The following is a 14,600-nucleotide window of genomic DNA, read 5'->3' as shown; positions in this document are numbered from 1 at the left end:
CTTGCCTCGAACACGGCTGGCCTGCGGCCATCGCCGCGTTCGCCGGTGCGCTGGCTGCTGGTGCAGCCTTGCCACCGGGCCGCAGTTGCCGGGAGCGAAAACCTGGAGTGCTAGGGGAGGCAAATGCGGAAGGCAAGACAAAAGGGTGCGGCACCTGTCGGCCCGCAAAGCCAGTCTGCACATGGGGGTGGCGCGACACGCAGCGGCTTCGCCGCCGTGCCGCGTGAGGCGCGAAGCCCGCGCCGATGCGGGCATGTCCGCGTGCTTCGCACGCCCGGACACGCCAGAACTTGCAAGGAGCACAGCCATGACCGACCGCCGCGACGACGATTTCCGCATCCGTCCCAGCGCCCCGAAGAACCGGGGCCAGAGCTTCGTCTCCAAGGTACTCAAGCAGGCGGGCAAGGCCAGCAGCGGCAAGTCGGCGGTGCGCCGTCCTGGCGGCAGTAGCAAGAGTGCCGGCTCCGGCCAGCGGCCCGGCTCACGCTTGGGACGCGGCCACACGGCGGCGCGCTTCGCGGGGGCGAAGCTCACGTCCATGTCGCGGCGTGTGACCATCAAGACGCTGCTGCTCAATCAGCACCGAGCCAGCCCGCAGTCGCTTGCCAAGCACCTGCGCTATATCGAGCGCGATGGTGTGGGCCGCGATGGCGAGTCGGGCCAAGCCTACGGGCCGCAGACCGATGCCGCCGACCTCGATGCGTTCAAGGAACGCTGCGCCGACGACCGGCATCACTTCCGCTTCATCCTTTCGCCCGAAGATGGCGCGGAGCTGGAAGACCTGCGCACCTATACCCGGCACCTCATGGGTCGCATGGAGGCCGACCTTGGCACGGGCCTCGATTGGGTGGCCGTCAATCACTGGAACACCGACAACCCGCACACGCACATCGTCGTGCGCGGGCGCGACGACACCGGCAAAGACCTCATCATCGCGGGCGACTACATCGCCGATGGGTTCCGCCATCGCGCCGCCGAACTGGCGACCGAATGGCTGGGCCCGCGCACCGAGCTGGAGATCCAGCAGACCTTGCGGCGCGAGGTGGATCAGGAGCGGTGGACGAGCCTGGATCGCACCTTGAAGCGCGAGGCCGGCGACGATGGCATGGTGCATGTCGAACGGCTCAACGAACCCCGACTGCAACGCCAGCGTCTGCTGCTGATCGGCAGGTTGCAGCGTTTGCAGCGCCTGGGCCTGGCCGACGAGGCCAAGCCCGGCACGTGGACCGTCCACAACGATGCGGAAAAGACCCTGCGCGCCCTGGGCGAGCGCGGCGACATCATCCGCACCATGCAGCGGGCCATGCGCGGCGAGCCGCGCGAACTGGCGGTGTTCGAGCCTGGGGACGATGGCCGAACCATCCTCGGCCGCGTGGCCGCGAAGGGGCTGGCCGACGAACTGCACGACCGGGGCTATCTGGTCATCGACGGCGTGGACGGCATGGCCCACTACGTTGCGCTCAACGCCCGCGACGAGCTGGCGAACTATCCGACCGGCGCTGTGGTGGAGGCAAGGAGATCGGCTGACGTGCGCGCGGCCGACAAGAACATCGCCGCGTTGGCGAGCGATGGCCTGTACCGCACCGACCACCACCTTGCCATCGCGCAGGGTCAGGCCCTGCCCGGCCGCGATCCGCAGGAAGTGGTCGCGTCCCACGTCCGCCGGCTGGAAGCCTTGCGCCGTGCCGGTATCGTGGAACGGGTGGCCGAGGGGCTATGGAAGGTGCCGGGCGACCTGCCCGAGCAGGGCCGTCGCTACGATGCGCAGCGCCTGGGCGGCGTGGCGGTGGAGCTGAAATCGCACCTGCCCATCGAGCGGCAGGCCCGCGTGATCGGAGCCACCTGGCTCGACCAGCAGTTGATCGGCGGCGGCTCGGGCCTGGGCAACCTGGGCTTTGGCAGCGAGGTCAACCAGGCGATGCAGCAGCGCGCCGAATTCCTGGCCGAACAGGGGCTGGCAGAGCGGCGCGGGCAGCGCGTAATCCTCGCGCGCAATCTATTGGCGACACTACGCGATCGGGATGTGATTCGGGCTGCCAAGGATATTGCCACCGAAACCGGGCTGAAACACCGTCTGGCGGCCGATGGCCAGCGCGTGACCGGCATCTACCGACGCAGCCTCATGCTCGCCAGTGGCCGCTTTGCCATGCTCGATGATGGTATGGGGTTCAGCTTGGTGCCATGGACGCCTGTCATCGAACAACGACTCGGCATGCTGATTTCTGCGCAGGTACATGGTGGCACCGTATCCTGGCAAATCCGACGGCAGCAGGGTTTATCCGTTACCTGACGCCAGCAGCAATTAAGCACCCACCGACCGGATGCGTCTACAGCCGTTCAGCGTCCGGCAAACTGCGGGACTTGCTTTGCGACGAACGCGCGGACCGCTTCCAGCGAATCTGTGGTTTTCGAGGCTCGATTCATTTCGGCCGCCTCCAGCCTCAATGAGGTCGCCAGATCACTCTCGAAGGCAGCGAGTTGCAGGCGCTTGGCGCCCGCATAACCTTGCGTTGGTCCGACCGAAAATTGCACCGCCATACGCCGCGCTTCGTCCAGCAGGCTCTCGCCAGGAACCACTTTCTCGACCAATCCCCAGGCCAAGGCCTCGTCCGAACTGACTACGCGATTGGTCAAGATCATGTCTCGTGCGCGTCGTCCACCCACTGCGCGTGGAAGTAGCCAGCTGATGCCGAAATCCCCCGCGTATCCGAGGCCGGTATGGGCCGCCACAAACTTCGTCCCACTTGCGGCAATCAGGTAGTCAGAGACCAAGGCAAGCCCGAGACCGCCTCCGGCTACCGCGCCTTGTACAGCGCAGACTACCGGGAACGGCAGGCTGGCGAATTGAGGAATCATGCTTTCGGCCACTCTCAGTTCGTCATCGACCAAAGTAGACAACGCATCGCCCGCGGCCACCATTTCTTCGATGTCACCTCCGCAACTGAACATCCGGCCCTCACCGCGCAGCAGTAAAGCTCGAATCGAGCCATCGCGTTCGACATCTGCAATGACACCAGCGAGCACGTTTACGACCGACGTGCTCAACGCATTCATTTTTTTTGGCGAGTTGAGTGTTATGGTCGCGACGGCACCATTCTTTTCGAGAATTACCGGATTTCCAGGCATGCTGACGTTCCCTGATTGATCAAAATTTCAGCGTCAGCGCGGCGCCATGCGAATGGCACCATCCACACGAATGGACTCGGCATTCATGTAGCCGCAAGTAACGAGAAACTCGACGGCCTGCGCGAATTCATCGGGGTCGCCTAAACGCTTGGGAAAGGGCACGCTGGCCGCCAGCGCCTGTTTGACGTTGTCCGGCAGGCCCAGCAGCAACGGTGTACCGAAGATCCCCGGCATGATGGTGTTGATCCGGATCCCTTCGTCCATCATGTCGCGCGCGATTGGCAGGGTCATGCCCACGATGGCTGCCTTGCTGGCCGCATAGCTGGCCTGGCCGACCTGGCCGTCCTGCGCGGCGGCCGAAGCGGTGTTGACGATGGCGCCGCGGTCGCCATCGGCCAGCGGCGCGAGCGTCAACATGCCCGCAGCTGACTTGGCGATGCAGCGGAAGGTGCCCACCAGGTTGATCTGAATGATGCGATTGAAACGATCTGCCGCGCATGGGCGGATTTCGCCGGTTTTCTTGTCGCGGCTGACAGTCTTGACGGCATCGGCAGTGCCGGCGCAGTTGACCAGAATGCGTTCCTGCCCAATGGCCGCGCGGGCCTTGGCGAAGGCGGCGTCCACCTGCTCCTCGGACATCACGTCCACATTGCAGTAAACGCCGCCGAGTTCGCTAGCCAACGCCTGGCCGACGGTTTCGTTCATGTCGAAGATGGCGACTTTGACGCCATGGCTGGCCAAACGCCGGGCCGTGGCGGCTCCCAGGCCGGAAGCGCCCCCGGTGATGACGGCAGAGATGTCGGAGTTCAGTTGCATGGTTTTTCCTCGATGGGTGAGAAACAGGCGCTATTGGCCGGTAAAGTTGGGTGTGCGCTTGCCTAGGAATGCCGCTTGCCCTTCCAGGTTGTCGGCCGAACGCAAAGCGACGAGGAAATTGCGCTTCTCATGCTCCAGGCCTTGCGCGAGCGGAGTTTCAAAGCTGGCCAGTGCCGCATCTTTCGCCAGCGCCACGGCCAGCGGCGAATTGGCTGCAATCCGGTTGGCCATCGCCAACGCCGTCGGCAGGGCCTGGCCATCAGCCGTCACTTCGGCGACCATGCCTGCATCGCAAGCCATGCGGGCGTCGATGAAATCGCCGGTCAGCAGCAGGGCCATGGCCTTGGACTTGCCGATAGCGTGGATCAGGCGCTGCGTGCCCCCGGCACCCGGAATGGCGCCCAGCTTGACTTCCGGCACACCGAAATTGGCGGACTCGCCAGCGATCGCGATGTCGCAGGCCAGCGCTAATTCTGTGCCGCCGCCCAGCGCGAGCTTTTCCACCGCTGCGATGACGGGCTTGGGGAAGCGCTCCAGTTCCGACCAAAAGTGGCCGCCTGCCGCCGCACGATCGCCCAGCAGCGGCTCGGCGCGCAGCGCATCGAAGGCCGTGATGTCGGCCCCGGCGCAGAACACGCCCTCGGCGCCGGTGATGATGACCGCGCGCACGGTATCGTCGTCGCGCAGTTGCACAAGCTGCGCACGCAGGCCATCGAATACCGCGCGGTTCAAGCTGTTCTTCGCGCGCGGGCGGTTGATGGTCAAGGTGGCGATGGCGCCATCGCGGCTGACGAGCACTTCGCTGGCTTCGCTCATGGTGGCCCCGCTCATCCAAGCCGCTCGATGATGGTGGCGTTGGCCGTGCCCGAGGCCTCGCAAATCGTCTGCAGGCCATAGCGGCCGCCCCGGCGCTCCAGCTCGCACAGCAGGTCAGTGAGCATGCGCGCGCCGGTAGAGCCCAGCGGATGGCCGATGGCTATCGAGCCGCCGTTGACGTTGAGGCGGTCGTCCAGGATGCCGAACTCCTGCTGAAACATCAGCGGCACGCCTCCGAAGGCCTCGTTGACTTCGAACAGATCGATATCGTCGAGGGTCAGACCCGATTCCTTCAGTGCCTTGCGGGTGGCGTCGAGCACAGCGGTGAACTGGATCACCGGGTCGGCGGCGGCCACGGCGGTGCTGACGAAGCGCGCACGCGGCTTCAGGCCGTGTTGCTTGGCGTAGGCACGGCTGGCGATCAGCAGCGCGGCGGCGCCGTCGCTGATCTGCGATGAGTTGGCGGCCGTGGTGGCGCCGTCGGCGGCAAACACGGCTTTCAGCGTGGCCATCTTCTCGGGGTTGGGGTCCGCGCGCACGCCCTCGTCGGCGGCGACGACCGGGCTGTCCGGATCGGCCGGATCCTCGGTCAGCCGCACCAGTTGATCCTTGACGCGGCCAGCCTGCGAGGCCTCGGTGGCCCGCCGATGGCTACGCACGGCGAAGGCATCCAGGGCCTCGCGCGTGAGGCCAAAGCGCTTGTTCATCAACTCCGAGGAAGCGCCCTGCGGTATCAGCGGGTTGTCCTGGTAGCGCGCCAGTTCGCTCGGGCTGTATTGCGCGCCAAGCGGCGCACCAGGCTTGAATGACGGCGGCATGGGCGCCTGCGACATCGACTCCACCCCGGCGCCGATGACCAACTGGTAGGCACCCGCTTGAATACCGTGCACAGCAAAGCTCACCGCCTGCTGGCCGGAGCCGCATTGCCGGTCGACCGTCACCGCCGGAACGGATTCGGGCAGCCCCGCCGCCAGCACGGCATGCCGGCCCAGGTTGCCGTGCTGCTGGTCCCACTGCAGCACGCAGCCGACGATCACATCGTCCAGATCGGCCGGGTTGATGCCGGAGTGCTCGACCAGTTGGCGCAGCGTCTCGCCCAACAAATCGACGGGATGCCATTTCTGCAGGCGCCCGCCGCGCTTGCCCACGGGGGTGCGCAGCGCACCGACGATGACGGGTTCATGGTCTTTCATGTTGTTCTCCTGGATAAAAAAGCCGGCGTCACTCGGCGTAGCGATCCGCGTGCTCGGCGCGTATACGCTTCTTGTCGAGCTTGCCGACGCTGGTCTTGGGGATGGCCTCGACGAACAGGACCTGATCCGGCAACTGCCACTTGGCGAAGGCGCTGGTCAGGTGTTCCTGCAGTTGTTCCTGGGTCGCCTGCTGGCCAGGCTTCAGCACCACCAGGGCCAGCGGCCTCTCCTGCCACTTCGGATGCGGAACGCCGACAACTGCGGCGTCGCGCACGGCGGGGTGACCCATGAGCAGGTTTTCCATGTCGATGGAAGAAATCCATTCGCCGCCGCTCTTGATCACGTCCTTGATGCGGTCGGTGACCTTGAGGTAGCCGTTCTCGTCCACCGTGCCGACATCGCCCGAGCGCCACCAGCCGCCTTCCAGGAAGCGGTCTGCGGAGTCGGGCATGTCGTGGTAGCTGGCCGTGATCCAGGGGCCGCGCACGCAGATCTCGCCTGCCGACTTTCCGTCATGCGGCAAGTCCTTGTCGTCGGCATCGACGATGCGGATGTCCACCCCGGTCAGCACCAGACCTTGCTTGCGCTTCAGGTTCCAGCGCTCTTCCTCGGTCAGGCGCTTCTTGAGCGTGGACTTGAGGCGGTTCATCGTCACCAGCGTCGTGGCTTCGGTGGCGCCGTAGCCATGCACCACCTCGGCACCGGTGAGTTTGTAGAAACCGATCATCATCGACAGCGGCGGCTCGGAGGCGCCGGACAGCATGCGCATGCGGCTGAAGTCCGGCTTGACCGGCATCGTCTCGATGTACTGCAGCATGGGCTGGAAGATGGCCGGTGCGCCGTTGGCGACCGTCACGCCCTCGGCGATCATGGCGTCAACCAGGGGCTTGGTGTCCTCGGCGACATAGCGGCCCGGCAGCACGATCTTGTCGCCCAGCAGCGTGGCGGCCTGCGGCAAGCCCCAGCATTGCCCGTGGAACATGGGGGTGATGAGCATCACACAGTCGTCCAGCGTCATGCCCAGATTGGTGGCCATGCCCGTGGAATGCATGTAGATGCCGCGGTGCGAGTAGTACACGCCCTTGGGCCTGCCCGTGGTGCCGGTGGTGTAGCAGGCGCTGTAGGCCGAGGTTTCGTCGATCTCGGGCCAGTCGATCTGGGTGTCGGCGGCGGCCAGCAGGTCTTCGTAGTGCAGCAGCGGTTTCAGCGTGGTCTTGATCTGGTCCAGCGGCTTGTCGGTCATGACAATCCAGCCCTTGATCTGGGGCGAATTCGCTGCGACGGATTCGGCAATGGGTAGTAATGACTCGTCCACGCAAACGTAGGACACCTTGCTGTGGTCGACCACGTAGCCCAGGTCCTCTGGGCCCAGGCGCAGATTCATCTGCAACATGACAGCACCCAGGCCGGGAATAGACCAGTACAGCTCGAAGTGACGTCGGCTGTTCCAGTCCAGGATGCCGACCCGGTCGCCGGGCTCGACACCGAGCGCGCGCAGCGCATTGGCGCTGCGGCAGACGCGCGCGTAGCAGTCGGCATAGGTGTAGCGATCCCAGCCGCCATCGGGTGTGCGGTAGACGATCTCCTGGTCCCCATGGGTGCGCGCGGCGTGCCGGATCAGCGTCGTGGTGTTGAGCTGGCGGTCGTTGCCCGTGGTGGACGGGCAGCCGCGGACGATGTGGGTGGTAGCAGTCATTTCTTTGTCTCCTGGGTGGTGGTTGCGTTGAGTGCCTGGAACCGTGGGGCCGGGGCCGCTTCGATGGCGCCGAAAGAGGTGGTCTGGTAGATGCCCCGTACCGCGTTGTGCGGATGCCGCACTGCCTCGGCCAGGCTGAGAACGGGTGCAAAGCAGGCGTCGCTGCCTTCAAGCAGCGCGCACCAGTGCGCCTGGGGCTGGGTGCGGATGAGGGCCGCGATGCGCTCCTTCAACGCCGGCCACGCCGCCGTGTCGTACTGGTCTGCAGGGTTCACGTCCGCCAGGCCCAACTTGGACAACAGCAATGCGTAGAACGGCGGCTCGATCGCGCCGAGGCTGATGAAGCCACCGTCGGCGCAGACGTACACGTCATAGAACGGCGAATCGTGGAACGGGCTCGGCTGTGCGCCGTCGATCTGCCCGTTGGCGCGAATCCAGTGCACCAGCGTGCCCAGCATGGCCACGATGTCCACGATGGCTGCGTCCACAACCCGGCCACGGCCGGTGGCCCGTGCATCGACCAGCGCGCAGGCGATGCCAAAAGCCATGCCTAGCGCCCCGGCACCGTCCCCGAGTACCGAGGGCGGCACGATGGGCGCCTGCCCCCTGTGCGCCGACAGCGACAGCAGGCCCGTCAGCGCGACGTAGTTCAGGTCGTGGCCCGCGGCCTGGGCAAGCGGCCCGTCCTGGCCCCAGCCCGTCATCCGGCCATAGACCAGTCGGGGATTGCGCGCCGCGCAATCTGCGGGGCCAAAGCCCAGCCGCTCCATCACCCCTGGGCGAAAGCCTTCGATTAGGGCGTCGGCCTGGGCAATCAGCTCCAGTGCGCGCGCCTTGCCACCTGGCGACTTCAGGTCGATGACCTCGACCTTCTTACCGCGGTGCAGCGGGTTCTCCACCGTCCCGCCCAGCCGCTGCGCCCCAGCAGCCTGCTCGGCCCGTGCCAGCGCGATCACCTCGGCGCCCATGTCGACCAGCATCCTGGCGGCCAGAGGGCCTGGACCGATGCCCTCAAACTCCACCACACGGACGCCGTGCAGCGGCAACTGCAGCGTGTGCGACGTGTGCGGCATGTTCACAGCTTCCTCGAAACCAGGTCTTTCAGGACCTCGTTGGCACCGCCGTAGATCTTCTGCACTCGCGAAGCGGCATACATCCGCGCGATCGGGTACTCGGCCATGTAGCCGTAGCCGCCGAACAATTGGAGACACTCGTCCACCACGCGGCACTGCTGTTCGGTGCACCACCACTTGGCCATGTAGGCGGCCTCGTTGTCGAGTGTGCCGTCCAGCAGTCGCTGGGTACAGTCGTTGACGAAGCTGCGCACCACATGCGCGATGGTCGCCATCTCGGCCAGCTTTTGGCGCGTTGTCTGCATGTCGAACAGAGGCGCGCCGAATATCTTGCGCTGCTTCGTGTATTCGATGGTGAGCTCCAACGCCCGGTCGATGACGGCCGCCGCCGGCACTGCAATGACCATGCGCTCGTAGGGCAACGCGCCCATTAGTTGCCCAAAGCCTTGGCCTTCAACGCCCCCCAGCAGTTGGTCGGCTGGAACGCGCACGCTGTCGAAGAAAAGCTCCGCCGTGTCCGAGGCCTGCATGCCGATCTTTTCAAGCAGGCGGCCCACACGAAAGCCTGGCAGGTTCTCGGTCTCCAATACGAACAGCGACACCCCTTTGCTGCCCGCGCCACTGGTGCGCGCCGCGACGATCAGCAGGTTTCCGGTGAAGCCGTTGGTGATGAAGGTCTTGGCGCCGTCGATCACGTAGTGGTCGCCGTCGCGCCGGGCCCGCGTGGAGATGGCCTTCAGATCCGAGCCGCAGCCCGGCTCGGTCATCGCGATTGCGGCCAGCATCTCGCCGTTCGTCACCTTGGGCAGCCAGCGCTGCTTTTGCGCTTCGGTGCCGAAGTCCAGGATGTAATGCGACGCGATGGTGTGCACCGCGATATTGACCGGCATCTCGGCCTTGGCCAGTTCGTCCTGCACCACCAGCTGGTAGGCGAGGCTGGCGCCGGCACCACCATAGGTCTCGGGCATCTCGGGCAGCAGAAAGCTCATCTCGCCGAACGGACGCCAGACCTCGCGCGGGATGTAGCCCTGGCGGCGCCATTCGTCGAGCCGGGGAGTAAATTCGGCGGCAACGTAGCGGCGCACCTGCTCGCGAAAGGCGTCGATCTCGCCGTCCATCCAGGCGTGGCGATACAGCTGTGGCAGCATGAGCGTGTCTCCTTGTATGTTGGCTTCTGACCCCGCGCCGGGCGTTCCGCACAGCGCCACTGCCGAAGTGCTTTGGGGGATGCGACAATCGTAATAATTGGCCCCTGCAAGGGCGATGGCGGATTGCCTCAATCAACTGACAAATAACTTCGTTCGGCCCGTGCGACCGGCGTTGACCCCTTCGATCACACGCCATGCTGCAACCCGTCTTTACTGCTCCTATCTTCGCCGTGCATGGCCTGCTGGACGGCGCGCGCGGCAAGGGGCTGGCCACGCAAGAATGGCTGGAGGGCGTGCTGGGGCGCGCAGGCATCAGCGAATCGCTACTGGATCTGGAGGATTCGCGCGTAACCGTGGAGCAGTTCAACGCGCTGTTTATCGCCGTCAAGGACAGCCTGAACGACGAGTGCCTGGGCTACCTGCATGGGCGGCCCATGCGCCCGGGCAGCTTCGCGCTAATGGTGCGCAGCGCGTTCACTGCCCATTCGTTGTCATACGCCCTGCGTCGCCTGAGCGAATCCTTCGCCCTGCTGCAGGACGACGTGGCGCTGGTGCCCGTGACCGAGGGCGCGCTGGGGGGCTTCGCGCTGGAGATGCGCGGCGGCGCGGGCGCACATGCCGAATTCCTTCACGCACATCTGCTGCGCGTGTTCTGGCGCTTGCTGCTGTGGCTGCACGGCGGCCGGCTGGTGCCGCAGCGATTCGACTTCAATTTTGCGCAGCCGCTCCATGCGATGAGCTACGGGCGCATCTTTTCCGGTACGCTGTGCTTCGGGCAGCCGCGCACGGCCGCCTGGTTCGACGCCGACGCCTTCAAACAGCCGGTGCGGCGCGATCGGGACGCGCTGCAGTCCTTCCTGCGCGCCACGCCGGGCAACGTGGTGGGTCCGCACCTGAACGAGCGCAGCGCCAGCGCGCGGGTCCGCATGGTGCTGCAGCGGGCCAGCCCCGAATGGCCCGACCTGGCCGTCACCGCGCAGCGCCTGCACATGTCGGTGAGCGCGTTGCAGCGGCACCTGGCCACCGAGGACACTTCCTTCCAGGCACTGAAGGACCAACTGCGGCGCGACATGGCGATCGTGCGCCTGACCAGCAGCGAAGCCTCGCTCATCGCCATCGCCGCCGACCTGGGCTTCACCGACAGCACCGCCTTCCAGCGCGCCTTCAAGGTCTGGACCGGCAGCGCGCCGGGAGCCTACCGCGCCCGCTCGCGCAGCGGGCAGCACCCTACATAGAGGCATTCGACCAATTCCGGCACGGCCACGAGGCTGTAGCCGACCACCGAGAAGATCGGCGCCTTCATAGCTGCCGGGCCTTGGCCCACATCGAGCGAGGCTCTCGTGCGCTCAAGAGACTGTTTGCAGCCCTTGAGGCAGTTGCACCGACGGCAGCGCAGCGACAGGCTGCGCCAGGAAGCAGATGTTTTCCGTCAGCCTATCGAGGTCATTCGTCATTGCCACCCGTTGAGGCTGACTTCTAAGCTTCCTAAGCTAAAACTGAACTCGCACTGCATAGGAGTGATGGCTGTGTGCCATTTGGAGCGGCACTGCCAGAATGTAAATCAAGCATCATGACCGACGCAGCCCCGGCACTCTCGTATCCGTTCTCGGATCTCCCACTCCCTGGCCAAGCCACGGAAATCAAGCCTGGTGTGCTGTGGCTGCGCATGCTGCTGCCGTTTTCCCTGGATCACATCAACCTCTGGGCATTGAGCGACGGTCCTGGTTGGGCGGTCGTGGACACGGGCATTCGCAGCGTGGACGTCAGGAACGCGTGGCTCGCCTTGCTCGCTCCGCAGGGGCCGCTAGCCGGCCGTCCCATCTCCCGTGTGATAGCGACGCACATGCACCCGGATCATGTGGGCATGGCGGGATGGTTGACACGTCGCTTCGAATGCGCGCTTTGGATGACACGAGACGAGTATTTGAGCTGTCGGGTGATGCTTGCCGATACGGGGCGGGAAGCGCCAGTCGATGGCGTTCGCTTCTATCGGAGGGCCGGATGGAGCGACACCGAGGTGGATGAGTACCGCACCCGGTTCGGTGACTTCGGTAAGATGATCCATCCATTGCCTGACAGCTTTGTGCGGCTCACGGATGGCCAGATGTTGCGGATCGGGGACCAGGAATGGGAAGTCATCGTCGGCACAGGACATTCCCCCGAGCACGCGTGCTTCTACTCGCGCGAACTGGATTTGCTGATATCGGGGGATCAGGTTCTTCCCAGGATCAGTTCCAATACCTCCGTGTACGCCACCGAGCCGCATGCGAATCCTCTGCAGGGCTGGCTCGATTCCATCGACCGGTTGATGCAACGCGTACCTGGGAGCGCCCTGATTCTGCCTGCCCACAACGAACCTTTCCATGGCCTGCACCTACGGTTGGAGCAACTGCGTGCGAGCACCGTCAGAGGCACCGACCGCGTCAGGCAACAACTTGTGCAGCCTCTGAGGGTCATCGACCTGGTTCGCGCCCTGTACCGTTCGTCCATTGTTGCGGAGCAAATGCACCTCAACCTCGCGACCGGAGAGACGCTCGCCCACCTAAACTATCTCGACCAGCGTGGGGAAATCGTGTCTGCAGAAGACGAAGACGGTGCAATGCGCTATCGGCTCGCCTGATGCACTAATTTGCCCTCAAGGATATAGAAGTAACCCAATCAAGCCTGTCATTGACTGGGTTCTTTGCTGATGTGTTTCGAGAGCAATGAGTCCTTGCACCAGCGCGTCGTGTACGGCCTCCAGTTCTTTGAACACCGTGTTGGCAAACCAATCCTGGCACGGCACCTTCCACAGATGCTCGACCGGGTTCAGCTCAAGGCTGGCAGAAACTCTAGGCGCATATTCTGTGGCACATCCAAGTGACCCGCGATGTGCCAACCCGCCTGATCCATGACCATCATGATGAACTCGACGGCATGGCGTCGCGCCATCTCGGCCAGGAACACCTGCATCGTCTCAGCGTTGGCCCAGGGCAGCACCAGAGAGTCAATCACGCCATCGTGCGTGCTGACGGCGGCGAAGGCGTACAGGGTCTGGCGTTGAGGCGTGCGCCGACGATGGGGCGTGAGCCCCTGGGCACCCAACACTGCCGGGGTGTTCCCAGCAGGCAGAAGCGCCCTTCGTGCTGGAATATCAGCCGCACGGGCGACCATATTCAGCTTGACGCCTGACCTCTTGGCGCACTTGAACAGTGCTCTCAGAAAGGGGCCGTTTGTCATTCGATCGGGGCGCTTCGTCATCGCGGCTCGCAGCACCGGCACCTAGGATTCCTTGTGTGCGCTGGACGACATGTAGCGGAGCGGCGATGACCGCCGCCCCACGATCCAGAGCCTAACCCAAAGGAGACAAACACGTGTGCCAAATCGACATGCAGAAGCTCGCCGACGACGCTCGCTTCAACCGCTTTCATGCCAAGGTGCTTCTGTGGTGCCTGTTGATTCTCATCATCGACGGCTATGACATCGCCGTGGTGGGCATCGCCCTGCCGTCCATCATGCAGCAGATGGGCGTGAACGCATCGACTGCCGGTTTCATGGCCAGTTCGGCCCTGTTCGGCATGATGTTCGGCGCCATGGTTCTGGGCACGCTGTCCGACCGGATTGGTCGGCGCTGGGCCCTCTCCATTGGCGTCATGCTGTTCAGCGTGTTCACCGCGGCCGCCGGATTCACCAAGGATCCCATCAGCTTCAGCGTGGTGCGCTTCATCGCGGGCCTGGGGATTGGCGGTGTGCTGCCGGTCATCGTGGCACAGATGGTCGAGTACTCGCCCAAGAAGATCCGCAGCCTGATGACGGCGCTGATGACTTCGGGCTACGCACTGGGCGGCATCCTGGCCGCGGTGCTCGGCAAGCAGCTGATCGGCGAGTACGGCTGGCAGGTCGTTTTCATCGCAGCGGGTGTGCCGGTCCTGCTGATTCCGTTCATCCTGAAGCTGGTGCCGGAATCAATGACCTACCTGATCTCGCGCAGCCGCAACGGCGAACTGGCCGAAGTGGCCCGTAATCTCCAGCCGGGAGTCAAGCACCCGGCGGACGCCCAGTTCGTCGTGCCCACCGCCGACCGCGTGGCGGGTGCGCCGGTCTCCCGGCTGTTCCAGGACGGGCGAGGCCCGAGCACGGTGCTGTTCTGGATCGCCTTCTTCTCGGGCCTGTTCATGGTCTATGCGCTCAGCAGCTGGCTGACCAAGCTGATGGCTATGGCTGGCTACAGCCTGGGGTCTGCCCTCAGCTTCGTGATCGCGCTGAACGTTGGCGCCATCATCGGTGCCGTGGGAGGCGGGTGGCTCGCCGACAAGTTCAACATCAAGTGGGTGCTGGTGGGGATGTATGCGCTGGGCGGCGTGCTGCTGTACCTGATGACGTTCCAGACCTCGACCGAGCTGCGTTATCTGATCATCGGCGCGGTCGGCGCCTGCACCACCGGCGCGCAATTGGTGGCCTATGCCTACTGCGGGCAGTTTTACCCGATGTCCATCCGCTCGACCGGCATCGGCATGGCCTCCGGCGTGGGGCGCCTGGGCGCGATCGCGGCGCCGCTGCTAATCGGCCAGATCGTTGCGCTTGAGCTGCCGCTGGAGCAGAACTTCCTGGTGATCGGGGCTTTCGGGATCATCGGCTCGATCGCCCTGGCGTTCATCAGGCATGGCGGCCCGGCGTCGGTGGGCCCGCAAGAGGCTGCACGCGAGTTGCGCCCGTCGCAACAGACGCCGCAAAACGCCTGATCGTAGCCATC

General features: G+C 64.7%; 12 protein-coding genes. 4 read left to right on the top strand and 8 right to left on the bottom strand.

Annotated features, from left to right (window positions below; genetic code table 11):
* Positions 1-307: 307 nt before the first annotated feature.
* Positions 308-2,290, top strand: coding sequence for a relaxase/mobilization nuclease and DUF3363 domain-containing protein (locus C380_RS14505; protein ID WP_015014606.1), 1,983 nt, complete (start codon positions 308-310; stop codon positions 2,288-2,290).
* A gap of 47 nt (positions 2,291-2,337) precedes the next feature.
* Here the strand turns inward: C380_RS14505 and C380_RS14500 are convergent, their stop codons facing one another.
* Genes C380_RS14500 through C380_RS14470 form a run of 7 tightly spaced genes read right to left on the bottom strand, consistent with a single transcriptional unit; the run spans position 2,338 to position 9,868 of the window.
* On the bottom strand, positions 2,338-3,126 hold the full coding sequence (locus tag C380_RS14500) for an enoyl-CoA hydratase/isomerase family protein (protein WP_015014605.1): 789 nt from the start codon (positions 3,124-3,126) through the stop codon (positions 2,338-2,340).
* A gap of 33 nt (positions 3,127-3,159) precedes the next feature.
* Positions 3,160-3,942: an SDR family NAD(P)-dependent oxidoreductase gene (locus C380_RS14495; RefSeq protein ID WP_015014604.1), complete on the bottom strand. Its 783-nt coding sequence runs from the start codon at positions 3,940-3,942 to the stop codon at positions 3,160-3,162.
* Between the two features lie 30 nt (positions 3,943-3,972).
* Positions 3,973-4,773, bottom strand: coding sequence for an enoyl-CoA hydratase/isomerase family protein (locus tag C380_RS14490; RefSeq protein ID WP_043565471.1), 801 nt, complete (start codon positions 4,771-4,773; stop codon positions 3,973-3,975).
* The gene (locus C380_RS14485; protein WP_015014602.1) at positions 4,770-5,951 is read right to left on the bottom strand and encodes a thiolase family protein; all 1,182 of its coding nucleotides are present in this window, start codon (positions 5,949-5,951) and stop codon (positions 4,770-4,772) included. Before C380_RS14485 ends, C380_RS14490 begins: the two co-directional genes overlap by 4 nt.
* Positions 5,952-5,979: 28 nt before the next feature.
* Positions 5,980-7,647: a long-chain fatty acid--CoA ligase gene (locus C380_RS14480; RefSeq protein WP_015014601.1), complete on the bottom strand. Its 1,668-nt coding sequence runs from the start codon at positions 7,645-7,647 to the stop codon at positions 5,980-5,982.
* Positions 7,644-8,720, bottom strand: a complete 1,077-nt coding sequence (locus C380_RS14475; RefSeq protein WP_015014600.1) for a CaiB/BaiF CoA-transferase family protein — start codon at positions 8,718-8,720, stop codon at positions 7,644-7,646. The genes C380_RS14480 and C380_RS14475 overlap by 4 nt, the downstream gene beginning before the upstream one ends.
* A gap of 2 nt (positions 8,721-8,722) precedes the next feature.
* Positions 8,723-9,868: an acyl-CoA dehydrogenase family protein gene (locus C380_RS14470; protein WP_015014599.1), complete on the bottom strand. Its 1,146-nt coding sequence runs from the start codon at positions 9,866-9,868 to the stop codon at positions 8,723-8,725.
* Between the two features lie 194 nt (positions 9,869-10,062).
* On the opposite strand from C380_RS14470, the gene C380_RS14465 reads away from it, so the two are divergent.
* Positions 10,063-11,103 (top strand): AraC family transcriptional regulator, encoded by a 1,041-nt coding sequence (locus tag C380_RS14465; protein WP_015014598.1) that lies wholly within the window; start codon positions 10,063-10,065, stop codon positions 11,101-11,103.
* A 335-nt stretch (positions 11,104-11,438) separates the two neighbouring features.
* The gene (locus C380_RS14460) at positions 11,439-12,488 is read left to right on the top strand and encodes an MBL fold metallo-hydrolase (RefSeq protein ID WP_015014597.1); all 1,050 of its coding nucleotides are present in this window, start codon (positions 11,439-11,441) and stop codon (positions 12,486-12,488) included.
* Positions 12,489-12,676: 188 nt separating this feature from the next.
* On the opposite strand, the gene C380_RS14455 is transcribed toward C380_RS14460, so the two are convergent.
* Positions 12,677-13,108, bottom strand: a complete 432-nt coding sequence (locus C380_RS14455) for a hypothetical protein (RefSeq protein ID WP_051022544.1) — start codon at positions 13,106-13,108, stop codon at positions 12,677-12,679.
* 113 nt (positions 13,109-13,221) lie between these two features.
* Between C380_RS14455 and C380_RS14450 the strand changes: the two genes are divergently transcribed.
* Complete coding sequence (locus C380_RS14450; RefSeq protein ID WP_012436225.1) at positions 13,222-14,589, top strand: MFS transporter; 1,368 nt, start codon at positions 13,222-13,224, stop codon at positions 14,587-14,589.
* Positions 14,590-14,600 lie beyond the last annotated feature (11 nt).

Origin of the sequence: Acidovorax sp. KKS102, from assembly GCF_000302535.1 — a bacterium.
Lineage (GTDB): Bacteria > Pseudomonadota > Gammaproteobacteria > Burkholderiales > Burkholderiaceae_C > Acidovorax.
Note: the sequence above shows the minus strand (reverse complement) of the source record. Positions and strands in the feature narration are given on the sequence as shown.